Source organism: Aureispira anguillae (genome assembly GCF_026000115.1).
Classification (GTDB): domain Bacteria; phylum Bacteroidota; class Bacteroidia; order Chitinophagales; family Saprospiraceae; genus Aureispira; species Aureispira anguillae.
The window spans coordinates 4,445,674-4,470,304 of the sequence record NZ_AP026867.1; the positions used below are offsets into that span (position 1 = coordinate 4,445,674).

The 24,631-nt window shown below is 38.5% G+C and carries 16 protein-coding genes; 11 read left to right on the forward strand and 5 right to left on the reverse strand.

All coding sequences use genetic code 11. The annotated features are described in order from the left end of the window. Positions 1 to 105: 105 nt before the first annotated feature. From AsAng_RS17690 to AsAng_RS17700, 3 genes are all read left to right on the forward strand, one after another. Complete coding sequence (locus AsAng_RS17690; RefSeq protein WP_264788420.1) at positions 106 to 663, forward strand: DUF2867 domain-containing protein; 558 nt, start codon at positions 106 to 108, stop codon at positions 661 to 663. A gap of 82 nt (positions 664 to 745) precedes the next feature. Beyond that, positions 746 to 1,201 (forward strand): hypothetical protein, encoded by a 456-nt coding sequence (locus AsAng_RS17695; protein ID WP_264788421.1) that lies wholly within the window; start codon positions 746 to 748, stop codon positions 1,199 to 1,201. A 114-nt stretch (positions 1,202 to 1,315) separates the two neighbouring features. Next, positions 1,316 to 1,924 carry an aspartyl/asparaginyl beta-hydroxylase domain-containing protein gene (locus AsAng_RS17700; protein ID WP_264788422.1) on the forward strand — a complete coding sequence of 203 codons (609 nt, stop codon included), beginning with the start codon at positions 1,316 to 1,318 and terminating at the stop codon, positions 1,922 to 1,924. A gap of 24 nt (positions 1,925 to 1,948) precedes the next feature. Here the strand turns inward: AsAng_RS17700 and AsAng_RS17705 are convergent, their stop codons facing one another. From AsAng_RS17705 to nadC, 3 genes are all read right to left on the reverse strand, one after another. Beyond that, the gene (locus tag AsAng_RS17705; protein ID WP_264788423.1) at positions 1,949 to 3,409 is read right to left on the reverse strand and encodes a tetratricopeptide repeat protein; all 1,461 of its coding nucleotides are present in this window, start codon (positions 3,407 to 3,409) and stop codon (positions 1,949 to 1,951) included. Positions 3,410 to 4,245: 836 nt separating this feature from the next. Then, entirely contained in the window at positions 4,246 to 4,680 is a 435-nt protein-coding gene (locus AsAng_RS17710) for an ABA4-like family protein (RefSeq protein WP_264788424.1), read from the reverse strand. 49 nt (positions 4,681 to 4,729) lie between these two features. Then, on the reverse strand, positions 4,730 to 5,581 hold the full coding sequence (nadC, locus tag AsAng_RS17715) for a carboxylating nicotinate-nucleotide diphosphorylase (protein WP_264788425.1): 852 nt from the start codon (positions 5,579 to 5,581) through the stop codon (positions 4,730 to 4,732). A gap of 242 nt (positions 5,582 to 5,823) precedes the next feature. On the opposite strand from nadC, the gene bshA reads away from it, so the two are divergent. From bshA to AsAng_RS17730, 3 genes are all read left to right on the forward strand, one after another. Next, entirely contained in the window at positions 5,824 to 6,978 is a 1,155-nt protein-coding gene (gene bshA, locus AsAng_RS17720) for an N-acetyl-alpha-D-glucosaminyl L-malate synthase BshA (protein WP_264788426.1), read from the forward strand. 685 nt (positions 6,979 to 7,663) lie between these two features. After that, positions 7,664 to 8,047, forward strand: a complete 384-nt coding sequence (locus tag AsAng_RS17725; protein WP_264788427.1) for a hypothetical protein — start codon at positions 7,664 to 7,666, stop codon at positions 8,045 to 8,047. A 44-nt stretch (positions 8,048 to 8,091) separates the two neighbouring features. Beyond that, complete coding sequence (locus AsAng_RS17730; RefSeq protein ID WP_264788428.1) at positions 8,092 to 17,184, forward strand: T9SS type B sorting domain-containing protein; 9,093 nt, start codon at positions 8,092 to 8,094, stop codon at positions 17,182 to 17,184. Positions 17,185 to 17,254: 70 nt separating this feature from the next. Here the strand turns inward: AsAng_RS17730 and AsAng_RS17735 are convergent, their stop codons facing one another. Both AsAng_RS17735 and AsAng_RS17740 read right to left on the reverse strand, forming a co-directional pair. After that, complete coding sequence (locus tag AsAng_RS17735) at positions 17,255 to 17,620, reverse strand: hypothetical protein (protein ID WP_264788429.1); 366 nt, start codon at positions 17,618 to 17,620, stop codon at positions 17,255 to 17,257. A 72-nt stretch (positions 17,621 to 17,692) separates the two neighbouring features. Continuing rightward, positions 17,693 to 18,070, reverse strand: a complete 378-nt coding sequence (locus AsAng_RS17740) for a hypothetical protein (protein WP_264788430.1) — start codon at positions 18,068 to 18,070, stop codon at positions 17,693 to 17,695. 474 nt (positions 18,071 to 18,544) lie between these two features. On the opposite strand from AsAng_RS17740, the gene AsAng_RS17745 reads away from it, so the two are divergent. The 5 genes from AsAng_RS17745 to AsAng_RS17765 all read left to right on the forward strand — a co-directional run bounded on the left by AsAng_RS17745 (position 18,545) and on the right by AsAng_RS17765 (position 24,594). Next, entirely contained in the window at positions 18,545 to 20,284 is a 1,740-nt protein-coding gene (locus tag AsAng_RS17745) for a zinc-dependent metalloprotease (protein ID WP_264788431.1), read from the forward strand. A gap of 343 nt (positions 20,285 to 20,627) precedes the next feature. After that, entirely contained in the window at positions 20,628 to 21,110 is a 483-nt protein-coding gene (locus AsAng_RS17750; RefSeq protein ID WP_264788432.1) for a restriction endonuclease, read from the forward strand. Between the two features lie 283 nt (positions 21,111 to 21,393). Beyond that, entirely contained in the window at positions 21,394 to 21,876 is a 483-nt protein-coding gene (locus AsAng_RS17755; RefSeq protein WP_264788433.1) for a hypothetical protein, read from the forward strand. Between the two features lie 429 nt (positions 21,877 to 22,305). Next, positions 22,306 to 23,718 (forward strand): caspase family protein, encoded by a 1,413-nt coding sequence (locus AsAng_RS17760; protein ID WP_264788434.1) that lies wholly within the window; start codon positions 22,306 to 22,308, stop codon positions 23,716 to 23,718. Between the two features lie 342 nt (positions 23,719 to 24,060). Continuing rightward, the gene (locus AsAng_RS17765) at positions 24,061 to 24,594 is read left to right on the forward strand and encodes a helix-hairpin-helix domain-containing protein (protein WP_264788435.1); all 534 of its coding nucleotides are present in this window, start codon (positions 24,061 to 24,063) and stop codon (positions 24,592 to 24,594) included. The last annotated feature ends 37 nt before the right edge of the window (positions 24,595 to 24,631 follow it).

The window sequence follows — 24,631 nt, forward strand, 5'->3', positions numbered from 1 at the left end:
GGGAGGGTAAAGCAGATCCGTAACGATGCAGAATGCTTGTAAATTTAAGCCATCATCAATTCTGCATCGCTAAGTTAAAAACTTATAACCAATCCATAGAAGAATATGGCACCATCAAATAGTATATTAAAAGAAGTTGGGTTAAAGGAAACCTATTTAATCCATAACAATATGGACGATGTAGACTTTTGGGACAATTTTCAACTGGCTTCAAAAAAACTGAATTACCTCCCTGAGCCCAAAGACTTGATGATTGCGTTCTTTAAAGCATTTCCTAAGTCATTTTTAATATTATTACACACCAGAGAGTTTATTGCCAAGCGTTTGAAGTTAAAAACGGCTCCAGAATCAGACAAAAAGTCACGCATGGAAAAATTGCATGCTTTTCAGGGGAATATTGGCGAGCGTGTTGCTATTTTTGAGGTCTTGGATAAAACAGAAATTGAGCTATTAACAGGGCAAAAGGATACACATCTTGACTTCAAATTATCTTTTATTAGCTACAAAACCAATGGCATCACCTACTTGGAACTTGCAACAACTGTAATCCTCAACAATAGACTTGGAAAGGCATACTTTTTTATTGTTAAGCCATTTCATAAGTTTTATCTCAAAATAATTCTAAAAAGAATGGAAAACATTCTAATTCATAAAGATTGGTAAATGGTTAATGCTAGCTTTTGGGAATTTTTTTTTTAGATTCAATGTTTACGATTATGAATAATCCTTAACAGAATAACCATTTATGCTAGAAAATAACCTTCTTGATGGTGATAAAATAATCGCCTATACAACTGCTGTTCAATCCAAAAAACAAGAAAACGTCCTCCTTCTAATCGCTACTTTTTTGGGGGCTGTTGCATGGTATTTAGGTTATCTAGATTCTAGTATTGCTATTGGAGCACTTGTTGGAGGAATGACTGGCTTTTGCTTTACTATTTTTGATAAAACATTGATCTACTATTATTCGTTAGAGCATCAACAACTGATTTTATATACGATGAATCGTTTTGGAGCTAAAGAGAAAAAAACGCTCCATTTAAGAAGCATCAAAAGAATTCGTTTGTCCTCCATTTTCATAAATCAAGAAACCAATCTTACAATTGAGCCGCACTCTGGAACTCGTTTAAAATATACCGCTGTCAAAAGTATTTCCTTTGCTGAACTAAAGAACCTTCAACAACTCATTAAGCCCAATTAGTCTTTACAAGTCTTAATTTCCTTTACAAATGCTTGAATTCCTGCAAGAATAGATGTATACTTATTCTTATATTTTTAATAAACCTAATTACAGGACAAACTAAAAAACCTGACCATGCCATCACCAATAAACCCACCCACTACAAATATTGATCGAATTAAGCTGCCTTTTTCTTTTGATGCCAACAAAATACTAGCCGAAATTGAAGCACTTCAACTCACTCCCTTTGAGTATTACAATGCAATTCAACTAAGAGCTCCTGCCCACTTTGTGGATACTTCTTTACCCATTCCGCCCCCTGCCAGTGACTATGCAGATGGTTCTTGGACAGATTGGCTGGACACCCCCATACTAAAAGCATCTCCCTATTTGATGGAAGTGGTCGATTTTTTTCGAGCACACACTAAGGTTACATTGGTTAGGCTGCTTCGTTTAGCTCCTCATTCTACGGTAAAAGAACATACCGATCCTACCCTAGCCTTAGAAGTAGAACAATCGGTTATCCGACTTACCATTCCCATTACTCATAATAATGAGGTTACGTTTTACCTAAATAACCAACCTGTTCCTATGCAACCAGGAGAATGTTGGTACCTAAAGCTCAATGATCCACATAGGATCGACAATAATGGCTCAACGGAACGCATTAACCTAACTATAGATATGATTCCCAATGAATGGGTTCGTTCGACCATAAAAGATAGTTTTGCTAACCATTCTTAGTTATTTTATAACCAAAGATTTTGGCTATCCACCACAATGTTCTAACAAAGCTTCACTCGCCTTTTCATAGCCCATGTCCTTAGCCTTGCTGTAATCCATGCAAGCCGCTTTTGTATTGCCAGCTTTCCGCTTGGCCTGTGCTCGATAATAATAGGCTTCTCCATCTGTTGAGCCTTGCTTAATCAATTTTGTATAATCTTGAATAGCTCCTTTAAAATCATATAAAAGATATTTTGCAGTAGCACGTTCTTTTATTGCGGCAAGGAGTTGGGGCTCCAACAGAAGTGCTTTATCAAAATCTTGAATCGCACTTTTATATTTTTCGTTTTTGCATTGTGCCATAGCTCTAAAATAATAGGCATTTGCATGGTTTTCATCCAACCTAATTACCTTTGACAAATCCTTAATCGCTCCATCGTAATCTCCTTGCTCTAATTTGGTAGACCCTCTATAAAAATAAGCCCTTATATCATCTGGAGCTATGGCTAGGGCTTTGTCGTAATCTAGGATTGCTGCGTTGTGATTATTAGATGCACCATTTGCCAATCCCCTATTGATATAAGCCTCTGTATAGTTAGGATTTAAACTAATCGAATAATCATAATCCTGAATTGCGGCTGCATATTCTTTCATTTTAACTTTTACCAAAGCTCGTTGATTATAAATAAGCGTATTTTGAGGTGTTAAACTCACAGCCTTATTATAATCGTTCACTGCTCCTTGATAATTTTTTAACCATTCTTTAGAAGCTGCCCGATTCAGGTAAATTGAAACATGATCAGGATTCAGTGCGATTGCTTTGTCAAAATCAAAGGTTGCCCCTTCGTGATTGTTCATTTTCACCTTAGTGTAGGCTCTTTTGGCATATACTTCTGGTTCTTTAGGAGTCATTTCAAGCGCTTTGTTATAATCTGCTAAGGCCTTATCATAGTCTGTCATTGCATCATAAACCTTTCCTCTTACCAAAAAAGCCTGAGGATCTCCAGCATAAATTTCTATGGAACGATTAAGTTGGTCTAATGCAGCAGGATAGTCTTTTAACGCAGCTAAACAATTTCCCATCCCTACATAGGCATAAGAATTCATTTCATTGCTCATGATCGCATTTTTAAAATCAGCGATTCCGCCCTTGTAGTCCCCCAATCCTACTTTGCTTCTCCCTCTACTATAATAAATATTAATAAATTGAGGGTTTAAACCAACGACTCGCTCAAAATCAGCCAAGGCATTTGTATAATCTCCTATACTCATATAAGTCAACCCTCGACCATAAAAAGCATACGTATAACTTTTTTTGGCGGCAATAGCTTTGGTATAATAAGCAATAGCTTCCTCAAATTTCCCCAATTCGTATTTAGAAGTTGCTGTGGTATAGAATTCTTTCTCTGATTGAGCCTGCAACAAATTTGCCCAACAAAAAAGAAGAAAAAAAAGTAAACTACAATTGTTTCCAGTTTGCATGGAATAAATTTTAAATGATCTCATTTATTTTTGAATAACGATTCTGCTTAGTTACTTATTGGTACAATTATCAAACCATTATGTGCTTCATAACTTTAAAAAGAGCGCCAATATACTACATTATTTGTGAGAACACTCCCTAAAAGATTAGACTTTATCCATCTAAAATTAAGAGGAAGCCTATTTAAAAAATGGAAAAATAAGATCAGCTATTATTTTTAGCTCTTTTGTCATAAAACAGTCAAAAAGATAAGATTACAGGGCATAAAAATATTTTTTTCTATCTCTTTCTTCATTTTCTTTCTTTTTTCAAAAAAAACTTCTATATTTGGAGTTCATGGGTTTTAGGGTTTAGTTTTCTGGTCAAGTTGTTTCGGCAACTTGGCCTTTTTTGTTCTAGAAGCACTCCTTTTAATAGTACACACAGAATACCAATCGTTTACTCTTTTTATACCACTACTATCCCCTTGAAAAAGTTATTAAAAAAAAGATTTGTACGTTGAAACTTTTGGTACTTTTTTTGAGTTATAAAAAATAAGATTAATTGCACAATATACTTTTGCAAAAAAGTATACTACTTTTCTTCTGCTCGGTTTGACTCCAACAAAAAAGCAATTAAGTATCAACCACTTAATTGCATTTTCCATATCAATATATGTATCCTTATTTCATCATTATAAAACATAAAATCTTATGCTAATTTTGAGTCTATTCTTTGCGGTTGTCCTAATACATATAGGCAAAGAAATCTCGGAACAAGGTGTAAGCATTTATCAAAACCCTAGATTCTGGGTTCAAGTAGTTACGATTATGCTCATCACCTATGTAACCACGATGACCTAACTAAAGATGTATTTATCTTATCTTTTTTTTGAAGAGGCAAAAAACTGACGGAACACCCAATATAAAACAAATCCCAAAGGACCGTACATCAAGGTAAGTACCAAACAAGGCACAAGTAGATAATGTGGGAGTCCGTTTTTCTGTGCATCGACAGACTCCCACATTCCTACAAACAAGTCAAAAGCAAGATAATGTATCCAACCTATTAACATTACCTCATCTCGCCCAAAAGCTGTTTTGATAGCTTCCAAAGAAGAAAAATCTATTCCATTATTACCAGTTGTTCCCAAATCATTAATTAACAATACAAAATAAGCCAGCCCTAAAAATAACACTGGAAACTTCCACTCTATCATACGTTGCGTTCCTTTCCACTTAGGTAGAAATAACAACAAAGCCCAAGGTAGCAAAATAGCCCCATTAAAAATTTTAAATAAAAGTTGACTGTCCATCTTGTATAAATTATTCTAAACTAACTGACCTTATTGGAAAAACTCTTTACTATTTCTTTTTGAGGCTTAAATCCATACTCTTAAAAGAATGGGTTAGCGCACCAACAGATATAAAATCTACTCCTGTTTCTGCATAAGCTCGAACTGTTTCTAAAGTGATTCCTCCCGATGCCTCTACTTCAAATTTTCCATTGATTAGCTCAACAGCTTTGCGCATGGTTTCTGTATCAAAATTGTCCAGCATAATACGGTTGATTTTTCCGACAGCTAATGCCTCCTCCAATTCTTTCATATCTCTTACTTCAAGTGTAATTTCTAAGGCTAAATCATTAGCGGCAAGATATTGTTCTGTTTGCAAAACAGCTTGAGTAATCGTTCCACAAAAATCAATGTGATTGTCTTTTATCATTATTCTATCGTACAAGCCCGTTCGATAATTTGTAGCCCCTCCAATACGAACAGCCCATTTTTCTAAAAAGCGCAATAAAGGCGTTGTTTTTCGAGTGTCCAAAATTTGCACTTTTAACCCTTCAACGGCATCTACAAATTGACGAGATAAGGTCGCAATTCCGCTCATTCGCTGCATAGCATTTAAGACCAAACGTTCTGCTTTTAGAATCGCCTGGCTCTTTCCCCTTACCTCAAAAGCCACATCACCATATTTAACAGGACTTCCTTCTTCTATAAAAATATCAATTTCAAACGTTGGGTCTACGTGATAAAATATTTTTTTTGCCAACTCCACCCCTGCAAGAATCCCATTGTCCTTCACCAATAATTTTGCACTTCCTACTGCCTCAGCAGGCACACAAGCCAAAGAAGTATGATCCCCATCACGGACATCTTCATCTAAGGCATTAACAATAAAATTCTGAAGTTCTTGTGCATCAATCTTATCCATGATGTTTTATATTTTTGTATAAACGAATAACACTTATTTTATTTTTTAAACAAAGTTAAGTAATTTATTTTTTGAACACAAAATTCTTTTGCTTCGTTCCATTCTTTCAAAACTATTTCTTTCCTTCTTTGTTCCTATAATAACTTCTACTTATTTGGAATATGAACATTCAATAATTAGATTTGCAAATATATCTTAACCATTGTATTTTTCTACGCTTAGGCATACAAAACTAGTATAAAATGAAAATTGGAATCGTCTGTTACCCTACTTATGGTGGTTCGGGAGTTGTTGCAACAGAATTGGGAAAAGGCTTGGCATCTAGAGGACACCAAGTCCATTTTATTAGTTATAGACAACCTGCTCGCTTAGATACCTTTCACGAAAATATTTTTTATAAAGAAGTTCGTTTTGCCAATTATCCATTATTTGATTACCCTCCTTACGAAACGGCATTAGCCAGCAAACTAGTAGACGTTGTCAAATACGATAAATTAGATATTTTGCACGTTCATTATGCCATTCCTCATGCTTCTGTTGCATATATGGCAAAAAAAATTCTATTGAATGAGGGAATTTATATACCTGTTGTAACAACACTTCATGGTACAGATATTACCTTGGTCGGAAAAGATCCTGCCTACGCCCCTACAGTTACTTTTGCTATGAATAAATCGGATGGGCTAACGGCTGTATCTGAAAGTCTCAAACAAGATACCTTAAACTTTTTTGATGTCAAAAAAGAGATCAAAGTCATTCCCAATTTTATTGATTTTAATCGTTTCAAAAAAACCAACAAAGATCATTTCAAAAAAGCCATTGCACCAAATGGCGAAAAAATTATTACCCACATTTCTAACTTTCGCAAAGTAAAACGAGTAGACGATGCTATTCGTATTTTTGACATTGTACATAAAAAAATATCGTCTAAATTATTGCTGATAGGAGATGGTCCAGAACGACAAAATTTGGAGCAATTATGTCGTGAACTTAATTTGTGCGATGACATTCGTTTTTTGGGGAAACAAGACGCAATCGAAGAGCTGTTGGCTATTTCTGACCTGTTTCTAATGCCATCAAGCAGTGAAAGTTTTGGTTTATCTGCCTTAGAGGCAATGGCTTGTGAAGTTCCAGTTATTTCGTCTAATGCTGGCGGGTTATCGGAAGTTAATATACATGGCAAAACAGGTTTTTTGAGCAACATTGGTGATGTCCCTGATATGGCAACCAATGCTTTAAAAATTTTGGAAGATGAAGCTACTCATTCTGTCTTTAGACAAAATGCATTGGCTCAAGCTCAAGCTTTTGACATCCATAATATTTTGCCGATTTATGAAGAGTATTACAAACAAATTATAGAAACAGCTGTTTTTGCAAAAGAAAGTGATTCCTTATAAAATATCTAGCCATTTCTAACGTTTATAGTATAAGGTTCTGTGTGATTATTGTTGCAATAATCACCAGCCTAAATAGACCTTTTTAAACTATTATTATTATAAACCATTCACTACCAGCATAAAAACAGTTTTAGTCGTTTGTTTATTTTGATTTCTTAGGTATGCTAAACCATTTTGCAGTTAGATTTATAGGGGCTTAAATTTTAAAATAGCTCGATTCTCCCTTACTTTATCTAATCCTAATTGTTTTACGCTGTACTTAGGAACTATCTTTCAAAATAACATTCCTCCATCTTAGTTTTTTTAGCAAAAAAGTAGTTAAAAAGCTTATTAATCCACCTATTCTGCTACCTATCTTAGGCAGCAAAACACCTCACCTCATCGTTTATACTAAACAGATTCTTAGTAGTGTATTTTTTATATTTAAATCTATTAATACCCTAATAATTGTGTTTTCGCACCCAAGGTATAAGGGGATCCAATTAGTACAATAGAACATTTTTATTTTTTAACAAAAGAAATTTTTTTTGTTCTTTTTTTTGAAAATAAACCGACGCTAAAATATCTTTGGAACCTTTTTTTAGCCTTTTAATTTAAAAAGAAATTCATTACCAGTATATAAGTTATTATTAACTTCTCGTTTATTCACATATAAGCGATTTTCATTAGCATAAAAAAATTAATCATGCAATATTTATTACTAATATCCTTCTTTATGAGTCCTTTTTTTTTAGTTGCTCAAAATACCTCAACAGAAAAATTGATGGAGGAATTAGGGTATCAAAAAGTCAATTTAAATGAGTTAAAAAAAGAGCAATTGGCACAAAAAAAGACCTGTTCAACTTGCCCTAATCAAGCAAAAACTACGCTTGCCCCAAATCCAAGTTTGAATGTCCAACATGAAATTCAAAAATTAAAAAATCAACTTCCTAAAATAGAGCAAATGGCAAAGGATGCGAAAAACGATCCTAACATGGCACCTAGTATGCAACAGAAATATCAAACTGCTCTAAAAAACACCAAAGAAAGAATTAAATCATTAGAGCAGGAATTATCTTCTGTGCATTAATCCCCCCCTTTATTTTAAACTATATTTTTTTACAACCAATCAATATGAAACAGATATACAAGCAACTCCTACTGTTTGTCTTATTATTAGGATCGCATCATGCTTTGTTTGCGCAAAGTGACTCCTGTTATAATGCAACCTCTTTCTGTGATAGTGTTAATCAGTATGCTGCAACCGTTAATGGACCTACAGCACCTGCTGGAAATAATTATGACTGTCTATCAACCCAGCCCAACCCAACTTTCTTTACCTTAACAGTTTCCCAATCAGGGTCAATTGACATCACGCTTCAGAATACAGCAGGGGTTGATATTGATTTTATTTTGTGGGGTCCCTATGCCGATTTACAAACTGCTCAAAGTTTTTGTGGCAATTTGGGGAATGGACCTGCTTCTAGCGGTAATCTACCAGACACCTGTAGTTACTCTAGTGCAGCCGTAGAATATGTACGAGTATCCAATGCCGTGGCTGGTTCTGTATATATTTTGATGATTACCAATTTTTCTAATCAACCCACGAACATATCAAGTACGTCCAATACAGGAAGTGGTAATATTGCTTGTCCTTGTGACCTAAATTATACCTTAGATACCCTGCCCTTCCCTGTTAACTATGGTTTTTTGACCGATACAACAAATGGCTCAGGGCAATATGTGGTCTGCCCTGGTGATCAATTAGGACTACAGATCAATGTTGGGGGAAATCCCACCGACACTTTACAATTATATGCACCTTATACCACCATTAACAATGCGTTCCCTGGAGCTTCTATTTTTACAGTACCAGGTCTTAATCATGATACCATAAGTATTGGTGCTACATTTACCCCTACCCAAGCGGATGTAGGAACACATCATTTTGACATCGCTGTTCAATCTACGACGCCTACCAATCTTTGTCAAGAAGTTATTCCTATTGAGGTGATTGTCCCTGGAATTAACCTAAGGGATACAACCATTTGTTCTGGTGACAGTATTCTAATACCAATCGATACTTTTCCAACAACCTATGTAGGTTTTTCTCATTATCAATGGACTCAAATTGGTGGTACTCCCGCAACAATATCGAACGATACACTTGCTCAACCTAGCATATCAGCTCCGCCTTTAGCAGCAGGAGTTTCTTATGATTCTATTGTATTAGAAGTCCAATTTAATTATGGAGGTTGTGCTACAATTGATACCGTTACCATCATCGTAATCGGTATCCCTGATCCTTCTTTTACTTATCCCAATGCGACCTATTGCCAACAAAGTTCTAACCCAACAGCAATTATTACGGGTACACCTGGCGGAACCTTTTCTTCTAATACAGGGGTCGTTTTTGCCAATACCAGTACGGGAGAAATCGATGTTGCCAATACCCCTACAGGTAATCATAATATCTTTTATGAATTATCTAGCCCTGGTGGGCAATGTGATGCACGAGATACTTTTAATTTGAATATGATTGGGATTACAACATTTAATGCTACATCTAACCAATACTTTATTTGTCCTAATGAACCCAATACACTACAACTAGGTTTAACGGTAACTTATAGTGGAACAACCCCAGGCAGTCCAAGCTATTCTTGGTCTCCTACTTCAGCATTAAACAACCCTAATATTCAAAATCCAATAGCTACTTTAATAACTCCTGACACCTTTGTTGTTAGCTATAACGATGGGGTTTGTGATGTCCAAATAGACACGGTAGAGATAAGTGCCCCTTATCCAGCAGTGATTGCCCCGACATCTGATATTGTGCTGTGTAATGGAAATTCCGCTCAGATAGGTGCTGCTGTAGCAGCTGGACCAGGGGGACAAAGTTTCTGTTATAACAATGCAGCAACAACTATTGCTACAGAGGATACGACTTATTTTACGATAAATGTAACAGGAGTTGCTCCTGCTGTAATAAATGGATCTCTTTTAGCTTCATTAAATACGTTATTGGGGATTGATATTAACTCCTTAGCGCATGTTACGGCACATCTAATTGCGCCTAGTGGTGAATCTGCAATGTTAGTTAATCGTCGTGGTGGATTGTATGAGGTATTGGATAGTGTGGTCTTTTCGACAGCTGCAGGAAATCTATCTACTGCAACTATGCCCTTTTTCCCACCACCTCCTCCAGCATCTCAAGCTATAACAGGAAATTACTTTCCAGAAGGAGGCGTTGCTGGTTTCAACTCTTTGTTGGGTGCAACGAGTAACGGTACTTGGACTTTGATGCTTATTCATTTTAATGGAGGGGTAGGAACTGGAACGGGGACCTTGAACGACTGGTGTTTAAATTTCCAAGATTTATCGGCAGCAAGCTTTCAATGGTCACCGAATAATGCGACGATTAGTTGTGTACAATGCGACAGTCCAACGGTAAATCCAGTGGTGAATACAACTTATAGTGTGGTAGCGACCAACCTATTTGGCTGTAGAGATACCGCAGATGTAGATGTTGTAATTGACACGGCGCTACCTTCACCAGTATTGAGTTGTGGAGCAGCAACAATAAGTTCTGTTACATTTGATTGGGTTCCTGTATTTGGAGCAGCGGGTTATGTAGTAAGTGTAGATGGAGGCGCTCCACAAATACTAGGAGCCAATATAAGCACGCATCAAGTAACAGGCTTGTCAGCAGGACAATGTGTTACCTTTGTAATCTACCCTCAATCTGGCAATACTTGTGCCGATGGAGCACCCGACACCATAGTTTGTTGTGCGGCAAATTGTGGGATAATTGATCCTGTAACTATAGCAGCGAGCGGACCAACAACCTTCTGTGTGGGTCAGTCCGTGACCTTAGATGCAGGAGCAGGCTTTAACCATTATCAATGGTCAACAGCAGCCACCGATACCAACCAAACCGTAGTGGTAAGCAGTACACAATTAGTAAGTGTTACAACAACGGATAACAATGGTTGTATAGATACTGGTTCGGTACTAATAACAGTAGTACCAGGACCAACACCAAGTATAACAGCAAGTGGTTCGACAACCTTGTGTTCAGGCGATACCGTATTCTTAGATGCAGGAGCGGGTTATGCCGTTTATGCTTGGAGCCCAACAGGCGCAAGTCAAACAATAGCAGCGACAACAACAGGAACGCATATTGTAACGGTAACGGATGCTGTGGGTTGTATTGGAGTAGATAGTATGACGGTAACCGTAGGAACTCCACTCTTAGCTCCAACCGTAGGCACGAACTTATCGTGTAATGGGGTGAGTCCAGCAGATGGCTCAGCAGTAGTAACGGCATCGGGAAGTTTCCCTGCCTATACTTACCTTTGGACAGATGGGCAAAACACAGCCACAGCAACAGGTTTAGGAACAGGCGTAGCTTGTGTAACCGTAACGGATGCCAATTCCTGTACTGTGAGTACTTGTGTAACAATCAGTGAACCCAGTGCCGTAAGTGTCACCACTACTCAGGTAAATGTCACCTGTTTTAACGGTACCGATGGAACGGCAACTGCCGTAGGAAGTGGAGGAACAGGCACACATACCTTCAGTTGGTCAAATGGACAAAATACAGCGACAGCAACAGGCTTAGGAGCAGGGTTACATTGTGTAACGGTAACGGATGCATCAGGCTGTACAGCGGATACTTGTATCACGATTACACAACCAGCAGTAACGGTCACTTCGAATGCCGTAGTAAGTTCTAGCTATCCGAATGGTTCTCCAATTAGTTGTGGAGGAACCTGTGATGGAGAAGCAACGGCATCAGGCTCAGGAGGAACCCCTTCTGTGAGTGGTTATCTCTACAGTTGGAGTACCACTCCAGTACAAAATACCGCCATTGCCACAGGTTTATGTGTAGGAATCTATACCGTAACGGTAACAGATAGTGTAGGCTGTAGCTCACTCTCTAGTGTAACGTTAACCGAACCTGCCCCTGTAACGGTAACAATTGGTAGCACCGTACATCCAAGCTGTCATAGTGCCTCCGATGGTCAGGCAGTAGCAACCGCCAGTGGTGGAGCAGGAGGATATAGCTATGCATGGAATACCGTTCCAATGCAATTAACAGATACTGCCACTGCCTTAGCAGATGGAATTTATACCGTAACGGCAACCGATGCGAATGGTTGTACAGGAACCGAGTCTGTAACGATAACCGAACCCAGTGCCGTAACCGCAACAACTAGCATTAGTTCTAACTATAATGGAGCCTCAATTAGTTGTAATGGGGCTTGTGATGGAGCATTAACAGCCGTGGGTACGGGAGGAACAGGAGCACATACTTACGTATGGTCAGATGGACAAACCAATGCCATCGCAACGGGCTTATGTGCAGGAGCTTATACCGTAACGGTATTAGATGCGAATGGCTGTAGTGCTACTTCCACTTTAACAATAACGGAACCTTCAGCAGTAACCGCTACGAGTAGTAGTACAGATGCCTTGTGTTTTGGTGCTTCCGATGGAACGGCAACAGCCGTAGGTGCTGGTGGTACAGGAGCCTTTAGTTATAGCTGGAGTACTAGTCCTGTCCAAAACACAGCAATAGCAACAGGCTTAAATGCAAGCACAGGCGTCTATACCGCAACGGTAAGTGATGCGAATGGCTGTAGTGCCTTAACCAGTGTAACGATCAGTGAACCTTCTCTCATAACCGCAACCATTTCAACCGTAGCGGTCAATTGTCACGGTGGAAATGATGGAACCGCTACTGCAACAGTAGGAGGCGGAACTCCAGGAGTACCTGCTTATCTGTACAATTGGGGCGTTGGTAACTCTGCCTTAGCAACGAGTCATGGACAAAGTGCAGGTTCTTATATCGTAACCATAACAGATGGAAACGGTTGTTCAATCACAGAAAGTTATACGATAAGCGAACCTTCTGCCATGAGCTTTACCGTTGGCAGTGTGGCAGCAAGTTGTCATGGTGCTTCAGATGGAACAGCAAGCATCAACGTAAGTGGTGGAGTAGGTGGATTTACTTATACTTGGAATAATGGACAAAATACCGCTACTGCAACGGGCTTGCCCGCAGGGATGCATTGTGTCACAGCAACCGATGGAAACGGTTGTACGGTAGATACTTGCATTCAGGTGGATCAACCAGCAGGATTTAGCAATATTAACTTTAGTACAATCGATGTGAGTTGTTTTGGAGGCTCCAATGGTCAAGCAACAATTAGTTTGAGTGGTGGTATCCAACCTTATAGCTTTGTCTGGAGCAATGGACAAAATGGCAATATGGCAACGGGCTTAACAGCAACAACGCATAGTGTAACAGTAACGGATGCTAATGGTTGTACCGTGACTGCCAATGTAGTGATCAACGAACCGACTGCCTTACAATTGAACTTTGATGTCGATTCCGTACAATGTAAAAATGGTAGTGATGGGCAAATCGAAGCCTTAGTAACAGGAGGCACCTTCCCGTATACTTATCAATGGGATGCCGCTACGGGCAACCAAAATACCGCCATTGCCAATGGACTAACAATCGGAACCTATAGTGTAGTCGTAACGGACTTTAATGGCTGTACCATTACCGCAAGTGCTACGGTATCGGAACCACAAACGGTATTAACAGCAGCAATTATCAATCAAAGTAATCCATCTTGTCACAACAGTTGTGATGGAATGATAGAGGTAGATGCACAAGGAGCAACGCCAAATTATACCTATCAATGGAACAATGGGCAGACCTCAAGCATTGCCACAGGAGTATGTGCAGGTGTCCATACAGTAACCATAACCGATGCCAATGGTTGTAGTATCACAGCAGGATCGGTCTTAACCGAACCTTCAGCCATTAGTTTAATCCCACAAGTACTTTCTAACTACAATGGAGCAGCAATTAGCTGTCCTGGTGAGGCAGATGGCTCTGTAGGCGTAACCGCCGCTGGGGGGAATGGTGGATTTAGCTATATTTGGAGTCCTGCGGGACAAAATACCGCTACCATCAATGGCTTAGTGGAAGGAACCTATTGTGTCACGGTTACGGATGTGGCAGGCTGTCAAGCCGATACTTGTATCAGCATTGTTGATCCTGTTCCTTTAGCGGCTACCTTTAGCCAAGTTGATGTCTTGTGTCATGGAGATGCCAATGGACAAATCTTAGTAAATGCCACTCCTGGAACGGGTACATTGGGAGTGAATGGATATGAATATAAAATTACAGGTCCTGGACAAAGTGGTAATGTCTACAGTGCCATTAATGTTTACAATAACTTAGCAGCAGGATCCTATGTGGTCTTTGTTCGAGATGGAAACAACTGTGAAATTAGTCTTCCGATTGCCATTGCAGAGCCAGCACCCGTCTTAATTGACTCTGTGGTGATCACCGATGCTCTTTGTTTTGGTGCTGCGGATGGAACAGCAATGGCGCATGCCAGTGGTGGAACAGGAACCTATACTTATCGTTGGTCAGATGCTCAGGTAACCAACCCTGCTACGGGCTTAGCCAAAGGTTTGTATACCGTTACGGTAACCGATGCCAATGGTTGTGATCGAGTAGAGGTCTTTAATGTTGGGGAACCAACTGCCTTGACTGGAAACATTACGGCTAATCCAATTCCTTGCTTTGGAGGAACGACTACTGCTACGGCAAGTGGCAGTGGAGGAACCCCCATTGCGTTAACTTCTTATGTTTACAACTGGTCTAATGGCAGTACTTCTGCTACGACCATCGGCTTAACAGCTGGGGTGCATTGTGTGACCATTACCGATGCGAATGCTTGTTCTTTTGTGACGTGTGTCACCCTTACTCAGCCTTCTACTGCTTTAACCGCTAGTATTAGTGCTCAAACGGATGCTACTTGTCATGGCAGTGCTACTGGAACGGCTACTGCACAAGGCAATGGTGGAACCAGTCCTTACACTTACCAATGGGATGCGGCAGCGGCCAACCAAACGAGCCAAACGGCAATTGGGTTAGCTGCTGGAATCTATACAGTAGTCGTAACGGATTCTAACAACTGTACCAACTCTACAACGGTTACCATTAGTGAACCTTCTTTGTTGACGGCTGCCATTACAGCCACTACCAATGCTACTTGTAATGGCGTTGGAACGGGAACTGCTACGGTTGCTGGAACAGGAGGAGTACCTACTTATACTTACCTATGGGCGGATGGACAAACCAATGCTACGGCTACAGGCTTAGTTGGTGGTTCACATCCTGTTACCCTTACCGATGCCAATGGCTGTACGGCGATTGCTACGGCGATAATTACAGAACCTACCGCAGTAGATATTACGGCTATTTTCACCACTCCTGTTGCTTGTAAAGGAGGGGCTACAGGATCGGCTACCTTGAGTATTCAAGGAGGAACGCCAACCAGTGGTTATACCTTCCAATGGTCAGGAGCACCTGGACAAAATAGTATTACAGCTACTGGTTTATCGGCTGGGGTGCATACTGTAACAGCAACCGATGCCAATGGTTGTTTTGATGTGGACACCTTTACGATTTCAGAGCCTGCTCTTGGATTAACGGGCTACTTAACCACTACAGATGCCCTTTGTTTTGGAGCCGCTAGTGGTGAAATTGCTGCGGTTATTACAGGAGGAACAGGAAGCAATTATACCTTTGCTTGGAATAGCAGTCCTAGCCAACATACGGTTGTTGCCGATAGTTTAGCGGCAGGTAATTATACCGTTACGGTAACCGATAGTTTGGGTTGTACCTTGACCTTAACGGGGACGGTTGGAGAGCCTAGTCAATTAGTCGTGACGGCTGGCGTACAGCAAGATGTCACTTGTTTTGGTGGCGACAATGGTATTGCAACCGTACTGACTACGAATGGTGGTGTTCCTACTTATTCTTACGTATGGACCGATCCTAGTGGGCAAGTCAGTACTACTGCTACGAATCTTAGTGCAGGTCCTGTTACGGTAGTAGCGACCGATGCCAATATGTGTACAGCGAGTGCGACGGTTACCATCACAGAGGCAACTCCAATTACGGTAACGGAAAATGTTAGTCCTGTGAGCTGTCATGGTTTAACGGATGGTAGCATTGATATTCTTACTTCGAATAAGGTATTGGTGGGTTACAATTGGTCCAATGGCTTTATCGGCAATCCAAACAATGGCTTGGCTGCTGGGGTTTATGAGCTAACCGTAACCGATGCTACATTCTGTACGGAAAGCTTTAGCTATACCATTACAGAACCTTCTGCAATCAACCTAGATATCCAACAAACAACGGCTATTTTGTGTCATGGGGCAGATAATGCAACCGCTCAGGTAACTCCTACAGGTGGATCACCTGCTTACACCGCAAATTGGAGCCATGGAGCTAGCAGCAGCAGAGTAACCGATTTAGCGCCTGGTTTGTATACTGTTACCATAACCGATAGTAGAGGTTGTATGGCAGATACTAGCATTACTATTGAAGAGCCAGAAGCCTTGACGATTACAGGAACAACCGCTGGAACTTTCTGTGCAGGCGATCAAACGGGAGTTTTAACCGCAATCGGTGCAGGTGGAACGGTATTGAGTGGTTTATTGGAATACAGCATTGATGGAACGACTTGGCAAAATGGAAACATCTTCTCTGGTTTAAGTGCTGGAATTTATACCTTGTCGGTAAAAGATGAAAATGGTTGTGTGGTCGATACAGCTTTGGTTGTAGAAGATGCAGATCCGTTCTTTATTAGCAGCATGACTGGAAATACGACCATTGAATACTTGGATAGTTTGACCATTGAGGCGACCTTAAACGATACCACAGGAGTGCTTTACAGTTGGACACAAATTACAGGGGTGATGGGTGTTGTAACCGATAGCTCTTATAGCTTTGATATTGCTCCTGCTGAAGCTGTGCAGTATGAATTTACCGCCACCAATGCGAATGGTTGTACAGTCGATAGCATTGTGATTATTGATGTTGAAAAACCACGAAGAGCCAATGCGGCTACTGGATTTACGCCTAATGGTGATGGAGTGAATGATTACTTCTTTATTCAAGGAGGGGAGAAAATTCAGGAAGTAGTACTCTTTAGAGTTTATGACAGATGGGGCGAATTGGTCTTTGAAGGCAATAGCTTAGATCCAAATATTGCTACTCAGGGATGGGATGGTATTTTCCGTGGTCAACCTGCTAGTTCAGGCACCTACTCTTGGTATGCTGATGTCTTGTTTAAAGATGGTAAAACTACTCAGATTAAAGGAAATGTTGTTCTATTAAGATAAACAAATTTTATCCTCTAAAAATATAGGCTGTTAGGGTATTTTTCCCCTAACAGCTTTTTTTTATACCCCATTAGTCCCTCCCTTTTTGAATGACAAGCTCCTCCCCTTCCAACCATTGTTTAATGAGCGTATGATTTGTTGTAATTGGAGTTAATGTAAAATTTGAAAAGGTAGTTAAAATGTCTGATTCATTGACATAATCAATCACCACATTCATACTTTTGCCATAGCTTGCTTGAATAAAATAAATTTCTTGTTCTCTATAAAAGAGGTAGCCTACATGTGAATGTCCTAAACCGATAAAATATAAACCTTCTTCACATTTTTCCGCTATCAATAAGGCAAACTGGTCAAATGACTCTTCTATTTCGATTTGCAAAGGAACTTTATCAATCGCCAAACTTTTAGCTTCAGCAACGGGTCCTTGCTGTGCCAATCTATAACGATTAAGTTTAAAACCAACATGTGATAAAGTCGTCGATACAAAATAGCTGCATCCTATTGTCCCTTAATTTGGAACAGCTGTATACCCATCAAAAGCCCAAGGGGTACCATACCAATGTGGAATCAGGTAATTAATCAATTGCTCTGTTATGTAAAAAGCAGCTTTATTGATAATTTTTGCTTTGGCAGTACTATCGTTAGCATGTTTATATGCTTCTTGTAATTTCGCCTGTTTTGATCGAATGGAATATTTTAAACTCTTGTAATTCCCTTGTTTTGTTAAAGTCGGAATAGGGAGTTCTGTGCTATCCTTTTGAAAAAAATTAGGATCTAAAATAGATACCTTTTCCTGTATCTCCTCCCTTAAAAAATTTGAACTAATATCACATACAAAAATTCCCAAAGGGATATAAGCAAGAAAAAAAGCTAGTGTTATTGTCATTTTAAAATATGCTCTAATAGAAGTTGTTTAAAAATGATCTTAACACCTGCGATCCAACCATAGCAGCCATCGGATCGGCAGCTATTTTTAGCCCCGTAGCTGCTTCGCAGTTCACAACACACAAAGTCTATCAGACTTTGTGTTAGTTCATAGCTACGAAACAAAAACGAGCTTTGCCCGATAACTACTAGCTTTGATCTCGAAAATCAACAACATTTTTAAACAACTTCATAATTATATAATAACACTCTTAACGATCGTACTAGGACTTGGTTACGCTACAATAATCAAATCTACTGGTATTCATTTACTATATGTTTAGTAGGATCTTTAAATCTTAAATTAACCTCTTGAGTTTTAGAATTCTTTTCATCCAATTCATTAAAGTTGTTTTTTAAGTCACAAATTCTTATAATTACAATTTTTAAGTCACAATTAACTAATTGATTAAACCAAAATTTCTATTTTATACCAATGAAACAAATTTTAACGATTTTATTAATAAGTATTGCCAGCACTATTGGGGCACAAAATACTTGGCACAAATGTGGTTTTGATCACGTTATTCATCATCTAAATCAACAAAACCCAGGTTACCAACAACATATTGATGCCGTTTTTGATGAAGCCTATCGCATTGGGCAACAGACTCAACACAGTCGTACCATCCACACCATTCCTGTAGCAGTTCATGTCGTTTGGAAAACCGCTAGCGAAAAAGTATCGGAATGTAAAATTATAGAGCAAATTAACATCTTAAACGAAGATTATCGCCGTCAAAATGCAGATGCCAGTAACTTACGCCCTATTTTTAATAGTATTGCAGCAGATACCGAAATAGAATTTCGTCTGGATACAATTATATGGACACAATCTAACATAGATTTTCACAGCTTAGGACCTTTTGGGGGCTTATTTCCCGATCCAACATCTATTGATAGCGTAAAAGGTACTAGCCCTCCCCTTAACACGGATAATTACCTCAATATTTGGATGTTAAATCTTGGTTCTGGTGGACTATTAGGCTATGCCTACCCTCCAGATAGTTTGCCCAATTGGCCAGCAGGTGCTTCTGCCCCTAACTCCACCAAAGAAGGAGTCGTACTCCACTATGAAGTAGTTGGAGGGCCTACAAGCATTACTGTTGGTGGAGGTTTTGGAGCTCCTCCAACCACTATTAATACACAAGGACGTACTGCAACGCATGAAGTAGGGCATTATTTAGGACTGCGCCATATTTGGGGTGATGGAGTTAATAACGGAGGACTTTTCCCTCAGCCTAGTTGTTTAGCAGACGATGGAATTGGAGATACCCCCAATTGCCTTGATCGCTCAGAGTTTGACTGTGACACCACCAAAAACAGTTGCGATTCTACTCTTGCTGGTGATATGCCAGATATGATAGAAAACTACATGGATTATTCTGCCGAATCTTGTATGAATAGCTTTACCCTTGGGCAAAAAAATCTAATGAAAGGAGTCTTGAACAGCGCTCGTGCAGGGTTAGCCAATGCTGTTGATAAAAATCGCCCAGCCTATGATGCGATTCTTAATGCTCAACCTCTAACGGTCAATACTGGAAACACTTGTGTTAACACCTTTGCAGCAACGAACGCCAATGCTTCCGTTTCTATCCCTGATGCTCCTTGTATGGGAACGATCGCAAATGATGTATGGTTTTCATTCACGGCAACCAGTTCAGATGTTATTCTAGAAGTTTCTAACATCACCAATGTGACAGGAAACTCAAACGCTATGGCCTATGAGTTATTTGCAGGCGCTTGCGACAGCTTGACAAGTTTAGCTTGTGGCAGTACGGGGAGTTCTGCTTTATCTGGACTCACTACAGGTGAAGTTTACTATGTTAGAATTTATAGTATGAGTACAGCAGACAGTCACAATTTTGATGTTTGTATTCGCAATAACAATGTGGTTGCAATCGACCAATTGCAACAAATTATGGCAAAAAGCATTAACATTTCTCCCAATCCAACCACAGGAACGATCACTATTGATATAGATAATACGGTTAATTTTGAAGGATTTGTTAGCATCAAAAACATACTAGGCCAGTCGATCTCCAATACCATTGAAATAGACAATACCAATAATCAACTCGTGCTTTCATTAGTCAATGAAAATAATGGCATGTATCTGATAGAGGTAACGCTTAATAAACATAAGATTGTAAAAAAGGTATTGCTTCAAAAATAAGCTAATAATCAAGGCTTTTGTTCTATTAGAGGGCAGCTTCTTAGAGGGAAGTTGCCCTTTTCTAATAAAATCTAAATAATATCTTTGTATTTTGGAACTTTTAGAACGGTTGAGGACGTTTAAGGTAAACACCCGAAATTCACGAAAGTATAACGTATAAATCTAGTAATATCATTTTTATGTCAATTCACCTGTGATTTGATGTTCAATGTTCCTAAGCAGGAACTATTACAATATTATACTGTTATTTAATTAGTTATACTTATTTAAACGAAAATTAAGGTCATCTTTAACTATTATTATCAACACCATATTATCTTATTTTTGCTTAAGTAAGTGACTCATGATTCTAAGTTTTGATGAAATAGCCGACTGGCAGGTATTTGAGGATTTAGTTGCTGCCTATTTTAAATATATCCAAAAAGATAGTAGTAATAATATTACGGAAGTACGAGTAGAACCTTCAGGAGAAGGCACAGATGGAGGACGTGATATATTGGTTACCTTTAGAGTCTCTGATTCTATTGATATATTTGAACGCAAGTGGGTAATCCAATGTAAGTTTTATAGCAATTCGCTATCTAAACGCAACCTTGCTTCTATCAATATCCCTAGCCTTGTACATGAATATGGGGCTGATGGTTACTTGTTGGTTTGTAAGAATGGTGTGACGTCGAATGTGAGTAATATGTTTGAAAATTTTAGACGAAAGTGCAGGTTGAGGTATACTTATGAGATATGGACTGGATCTGATTTTTTGCGGAGGATTCGCCTCAATCACGAAATTTTGGCAGAGTTTTTTCCTGCTTATTACCGAAGTCTATAAATTTAATACTCCGTTAGAAAGTGCGTAGTAGCTAATTAGCGGAGTATTACTAATTATTATAAATGTTTTTTGGTTCTTTGACAAATGGTGTGGAATCGTAAACTACCTTGCCTGCTTATTACTACTTTTGTTATAAGTTATAGGTCCTAAATCGTATGCTTAGTTCCTGTAAATACAGGGCATACGACTTACAACCTAAAAAAAGTAGTTAAAAGCTTACCCTTTTTTAGTGTTTACCACACGATTTATCAAAGAACGATTTTTTTAAACCAAAGAAAAGTACATGAAAGCCTATATTTCACCATCTGTTGCGGATGACGAACAAAATATATTAAGTACTCTTTCTAAAAAAATTAGTACTAACGGCATTACTCCTATTGCTGGTTACCATAAATTTGGGCAAAGTAATAGTGAGCTTGCTTTTCATGAGATCAATAAAGCAAACCTTTTTGTTGGTTTCATCACGGGAAATAGTACCGAAATAGAAAGAGTTTATAACGAGTGGCAATTTGCACTTAAATCCGAAACGCCAGCGTTGCTTGTTGTAGAAGATTCGGTTCCTCTGGATCGTTATCCTGCCATCCTAAAACACCCTGATGTAATTCGCTTTAGTAGAGCTCCCAAAACGAACTTAAATAGAACCATTCAAATGGTTCGGTCAAAAAGTAATGCGATTACCAATAGCATAGATGGTTCTTCTTTTGTACGAAGGGCTGCTTGGTTTATTGGCGGTCCAGTGGTCATTACTTTTCTAAATACACTTTAAGAATAGCTGAAAAACACAGCTATTCTTACTGTTTTTCTTAAAATTAAATGATTTTTAATCATTAATCTTATCTTAGCCTTATCTTTTTTCAATGTATTATTGAACAATCGTTTTGTTCTCTTACTTATTGCTCCTCTATAAATAGCTCATCAATAGAAGTTTATCCAAAATGATCTTTTTTCATTTCTCATTCCCTATCTTCTAGCATAATATTTGCACCATTCTAAAAAGAATCGATGTATAACATTTCCAAGAAAAAAAAACAAATTCAATAGATTGTTCGTATATTAAGTACTTACTTAAAGTCAATGAATGATACTTTTTAAAATAAGTGAACAGCGTAAAGTATAGCACAACAACACCAAATTTGATGGCATACTGACTGGTTTACATTTAACAATCTATAACCTTCCTAAAGAACATAAGAATATGCGTATTCAATTCGGTTTTATTTTATTGCTATCTCTAATAGCTACTCAGACGTCATTTGCTCAAGAAAAGGGCTGTATTGAAGGCAACTGTGAAAATGGTTGGGGTATCTATGAGTATTATGTTGGTGCTGTTTATCAAGGTCGCTATGAAGGAAATTTTGTAGCCAAACAACGTTCTGGAAAAGGAAAATTTATCTATGCCAATGGCGACAAATACGAAGGCAACTGGGCAGAAGGCAAACCCAATGGCTTGGGAGCAAAGATAATAAAGAATGGAAAAATAAAATCGGGTACCTGGGCAGATGGTAAACTTGTTGCTCGCCAAAAAGACAATATCTCTAAAGATTGTTTGGTTGGAACTTGCAAAGAAGGATATGGCAAATCTAAAGATAGCCGTGGCAACCTTTATAATGGTGAGTTTAAAAAGGGGCAATACAGTGGTTTTGGTGAAATGCGCTATAATAATGGCGATCGTTATAAGGGAATTTGGAAAAATGGGGTTCCTCATGGTCAAGGTTCTTATTATTTTAATAATGGTCATGTCAACACAGGAGAATTTGCCGATGGTAAGTATACGCACAACAAAATGAAAGTTTGGGCAGTAGTTGTTGGAGTAGCAGATTACCAACATTTTCAAAAATTGAATTATACCACACATGATGCACAACGTGTTTATGCTTTCTTGAGAAGCGTAGAAGGCGGAGCTGTTCCTGAAGATCAAATAGAATTATTACTAGATGAAGAAGCTACTGCATTTAACATTATGAATACAGCAGCCGACCTTTATGAGCAAGCCGATAGCAATGACTTAATTATCTTTTATTTTGCGGGGCATGGTAAAAATGGTGCTTTTTTGCCTTATAATTATGATGGAACTGAAGCGAATTTGTTGCACCATGGCTTGGTCAACTCACTCTTAAAAGACAGCCCTGCCAAGTATAAACTTTGTGCAGTTGATGCCTGTCATTCAGGAAGCTTTGATATGAATACCGTTATTTCTTACCAAGATTATTTAGAAAATCATAGAATAGAAGGCGAAGGCGTGGGCAATCCTTTTGCTTCTACTCGTTCTACCAAAAATATTAGAGAACGCATCAAGGATTATTATAAAAGTTTTGATGGAGTAAAAGGCGGTTTAGCTGTTATTATGTCTTCTGCATCTGAAGAAATATCCTTAGAAGCAAATAAGTTAAAACAGGGCGTTTTTAGTTATTATTTCATTCAGGCAATGAAAGGCGCTGCGAATAAAGAAGATAAAAATGGCAAAAAAGATAATGTCATAGATGTTGAAGAGTTGTACAAATTTATCGAAAAAAATGTTCGCAACTTTACCTATGGCTTTCAGCATCCACTTATCTATGGTGAATACGACAATAACATGCCTGTAGGCTTACTGAAACGCAAACAATAACTCAAAACATTGTTGTAAATGTTCGCTCAATAAAAATATTCCCTCTGAAGCAAAAGACCTCAGAGGGTTTTTTATATCCTATTGTATAGTTTCGTTTTTAGCATTTTTTTTTGTATACTTACAATACTAAATACTCTATTATATAGTTCTTTAACCTTTTTAGTCTTAGGCTTTTACTCACCTATCCCTAGACATTAATTAATTATTGATCATTGATTTGGGCTAATTTTATATCAAAATCATCTATTAAAATTGTCTTAATAAGGTATTAATAGTAAAGAACAAAAGCTAATGTTCTGTTAAAGAACAATTTTTTTCAAAACAACTAAATTTAAACTAATTATGTCAATCCTAATCGAAAGAGCTTCCTCCGAAGAGAGAGCCCAGTTCTTTGAGAAGAACAAGTGGGTAATCAATCGGCTCTTAGGCGATTCAACAGCTGATGATGAGGCTGTTGAGAAACCCAAGCGTAAAAAAAAGAAAGCTGCATCTAAGGCAAAGGCAAAACCCAAGGCAAAAGCGAAAGCTAAGCCGAAGGCAAAAGCAAAGCCAAAAGAAACTCCAATCGTCGAAGAAAAAAAAGCTCCTGAAGTAGTTGAAATACCAGCTCCAACTGTAGCAGAACCTGCTGTGGTTGAAGTTGCTGCTGAACCAACTAAAGAAGAGCAGTTGCCTACTCCTGATGATTTAACTAAAATCAATGGTCTGGGTCCTAAGATGGTTGAAAGTCTTAACGCTGCTGGTATCACTACATTTGAACAACTAGCGAACTTAACCCCTAAACGAATTACCCAATTGGGTCAATCAATTAGAGGTTTTGCTTCTGCTTATGACAAAAAGGAGTTTAAGAAGCAAGCTAATACGCTTGGAGAATAAACTCTAAATAGAAGATACTTCTAAGGTAATGTCATTG

What these genes read in the sequence shown, in the direction of transcription:
- bshA (WP_264788426.1), top strand. Translation starts at nt 5,824, where the DNA reads ATGAAAATTGGAATCGTCTGTTACCCTACTTATGGTGGTTCGGGAGTT.
- nadC (WP_264788425.1), bottom strand. Translation starts at nt 5,581, where the DNA reads ATGGATAAGATTGATGCACAAGAACTTCAGAATTTTATTGTTAATGCC.
- AsAng_RS17765 (WP_264788435.1), top strand. Translation starts at nt 24,061, where the DNA reads ATGTCAATCCTAATCGAAAGAGCTTCCTCCGAAGAGAGAGCCCAGTTC.
- AsAng_RS17710 (WP_264788424.1), bottom strand. Translation starts at nt 4,680, where the DNA reads ATGGACAGTCAACTTTTATTTAAAATTTTTAATGGGGCTATTTTGCTA.
- AsAng_RS17760 (WP_264788434.1), top strand. Translation starts at nt 22,306, where the DNA reads ATGCGTATTCAATTCGGTTTTATTTTATTGCTATCTCTAATAGCTACT.
- AsAng_RS17700 (WP_264788422.1), top strand. Translation starts at nt 1,316, where the DNA reads ATGCCATCACCAATAAACCCACCCACTACAAATATTGATCGAATTAAG.
- AsAng_RS17740 (WP_264788430.1), bottom strand. Translation starts at nt 18,070, where the DNA reads ATGACAATAACACTAGCTTTTTTTCTTGCTTATATCCCTTTGGGAATT.
- AsAng_RS17725 (WP_264788427.1), top strand. Translation starts at nt 7,664, where the DNA reads ATGCAATATTTATTACTAATATCCTTCTTTATGAGTCCTTTTTTTTTA.
- AsAng_RS17730 (WP_264788428.1), top strand. Translation starts at nt 8,092, where the DNA reads ATGAAACAGATATACAAGCAACTCCTACTGTTTGTCTTATTATTAGGA.
- AsAng_RS17690 (WP_264788420.1), top strand. Translation starts at nt 106, where the DNA reads ATGGCACCATCAAATAGTATATTAAAAGAAGTTGGGTTAAAGGAAACC.
- AsAng_RS17705 (WP_264788423.1), bottom strand. Translation starts at nt 3,409, where the DNA reads ATGAGATCATTTAAAATTTATTCCATGCAAACTGGAAACAATTGTAGT.
- AsAng_RS17695 (WP_264788421.1), top strand. Translation starts at nt 746, where the DNA reads ATGCTAGAAAATAACCTTCTTGATGGTGATAAAATAATCGCCTATACA.
- AsAng_RS17750 (WP_264788432.1), top strand. Translation starts at nt 20,628, where the DNA reads ATGATTCTAAGTTTTGATGAAATAGCCGACTGGCAGGTATTTGAGGAT.
- AsAng_RS17755 (WP_264788433.1), top strand. Translation starts at nt 21,394, where the DNA reads ATGAAAGCCTATATTTCACCATCTGTTGCGGATGACGAACAAAATATA.
- AsAng_RS17745 (WP_264788431.1), top strand. Translation starts at nt 18,545, where the DNA reads ATGAAACAAATTTTAACGATTTTATTAATAAGTATTGCCAGCACTATT.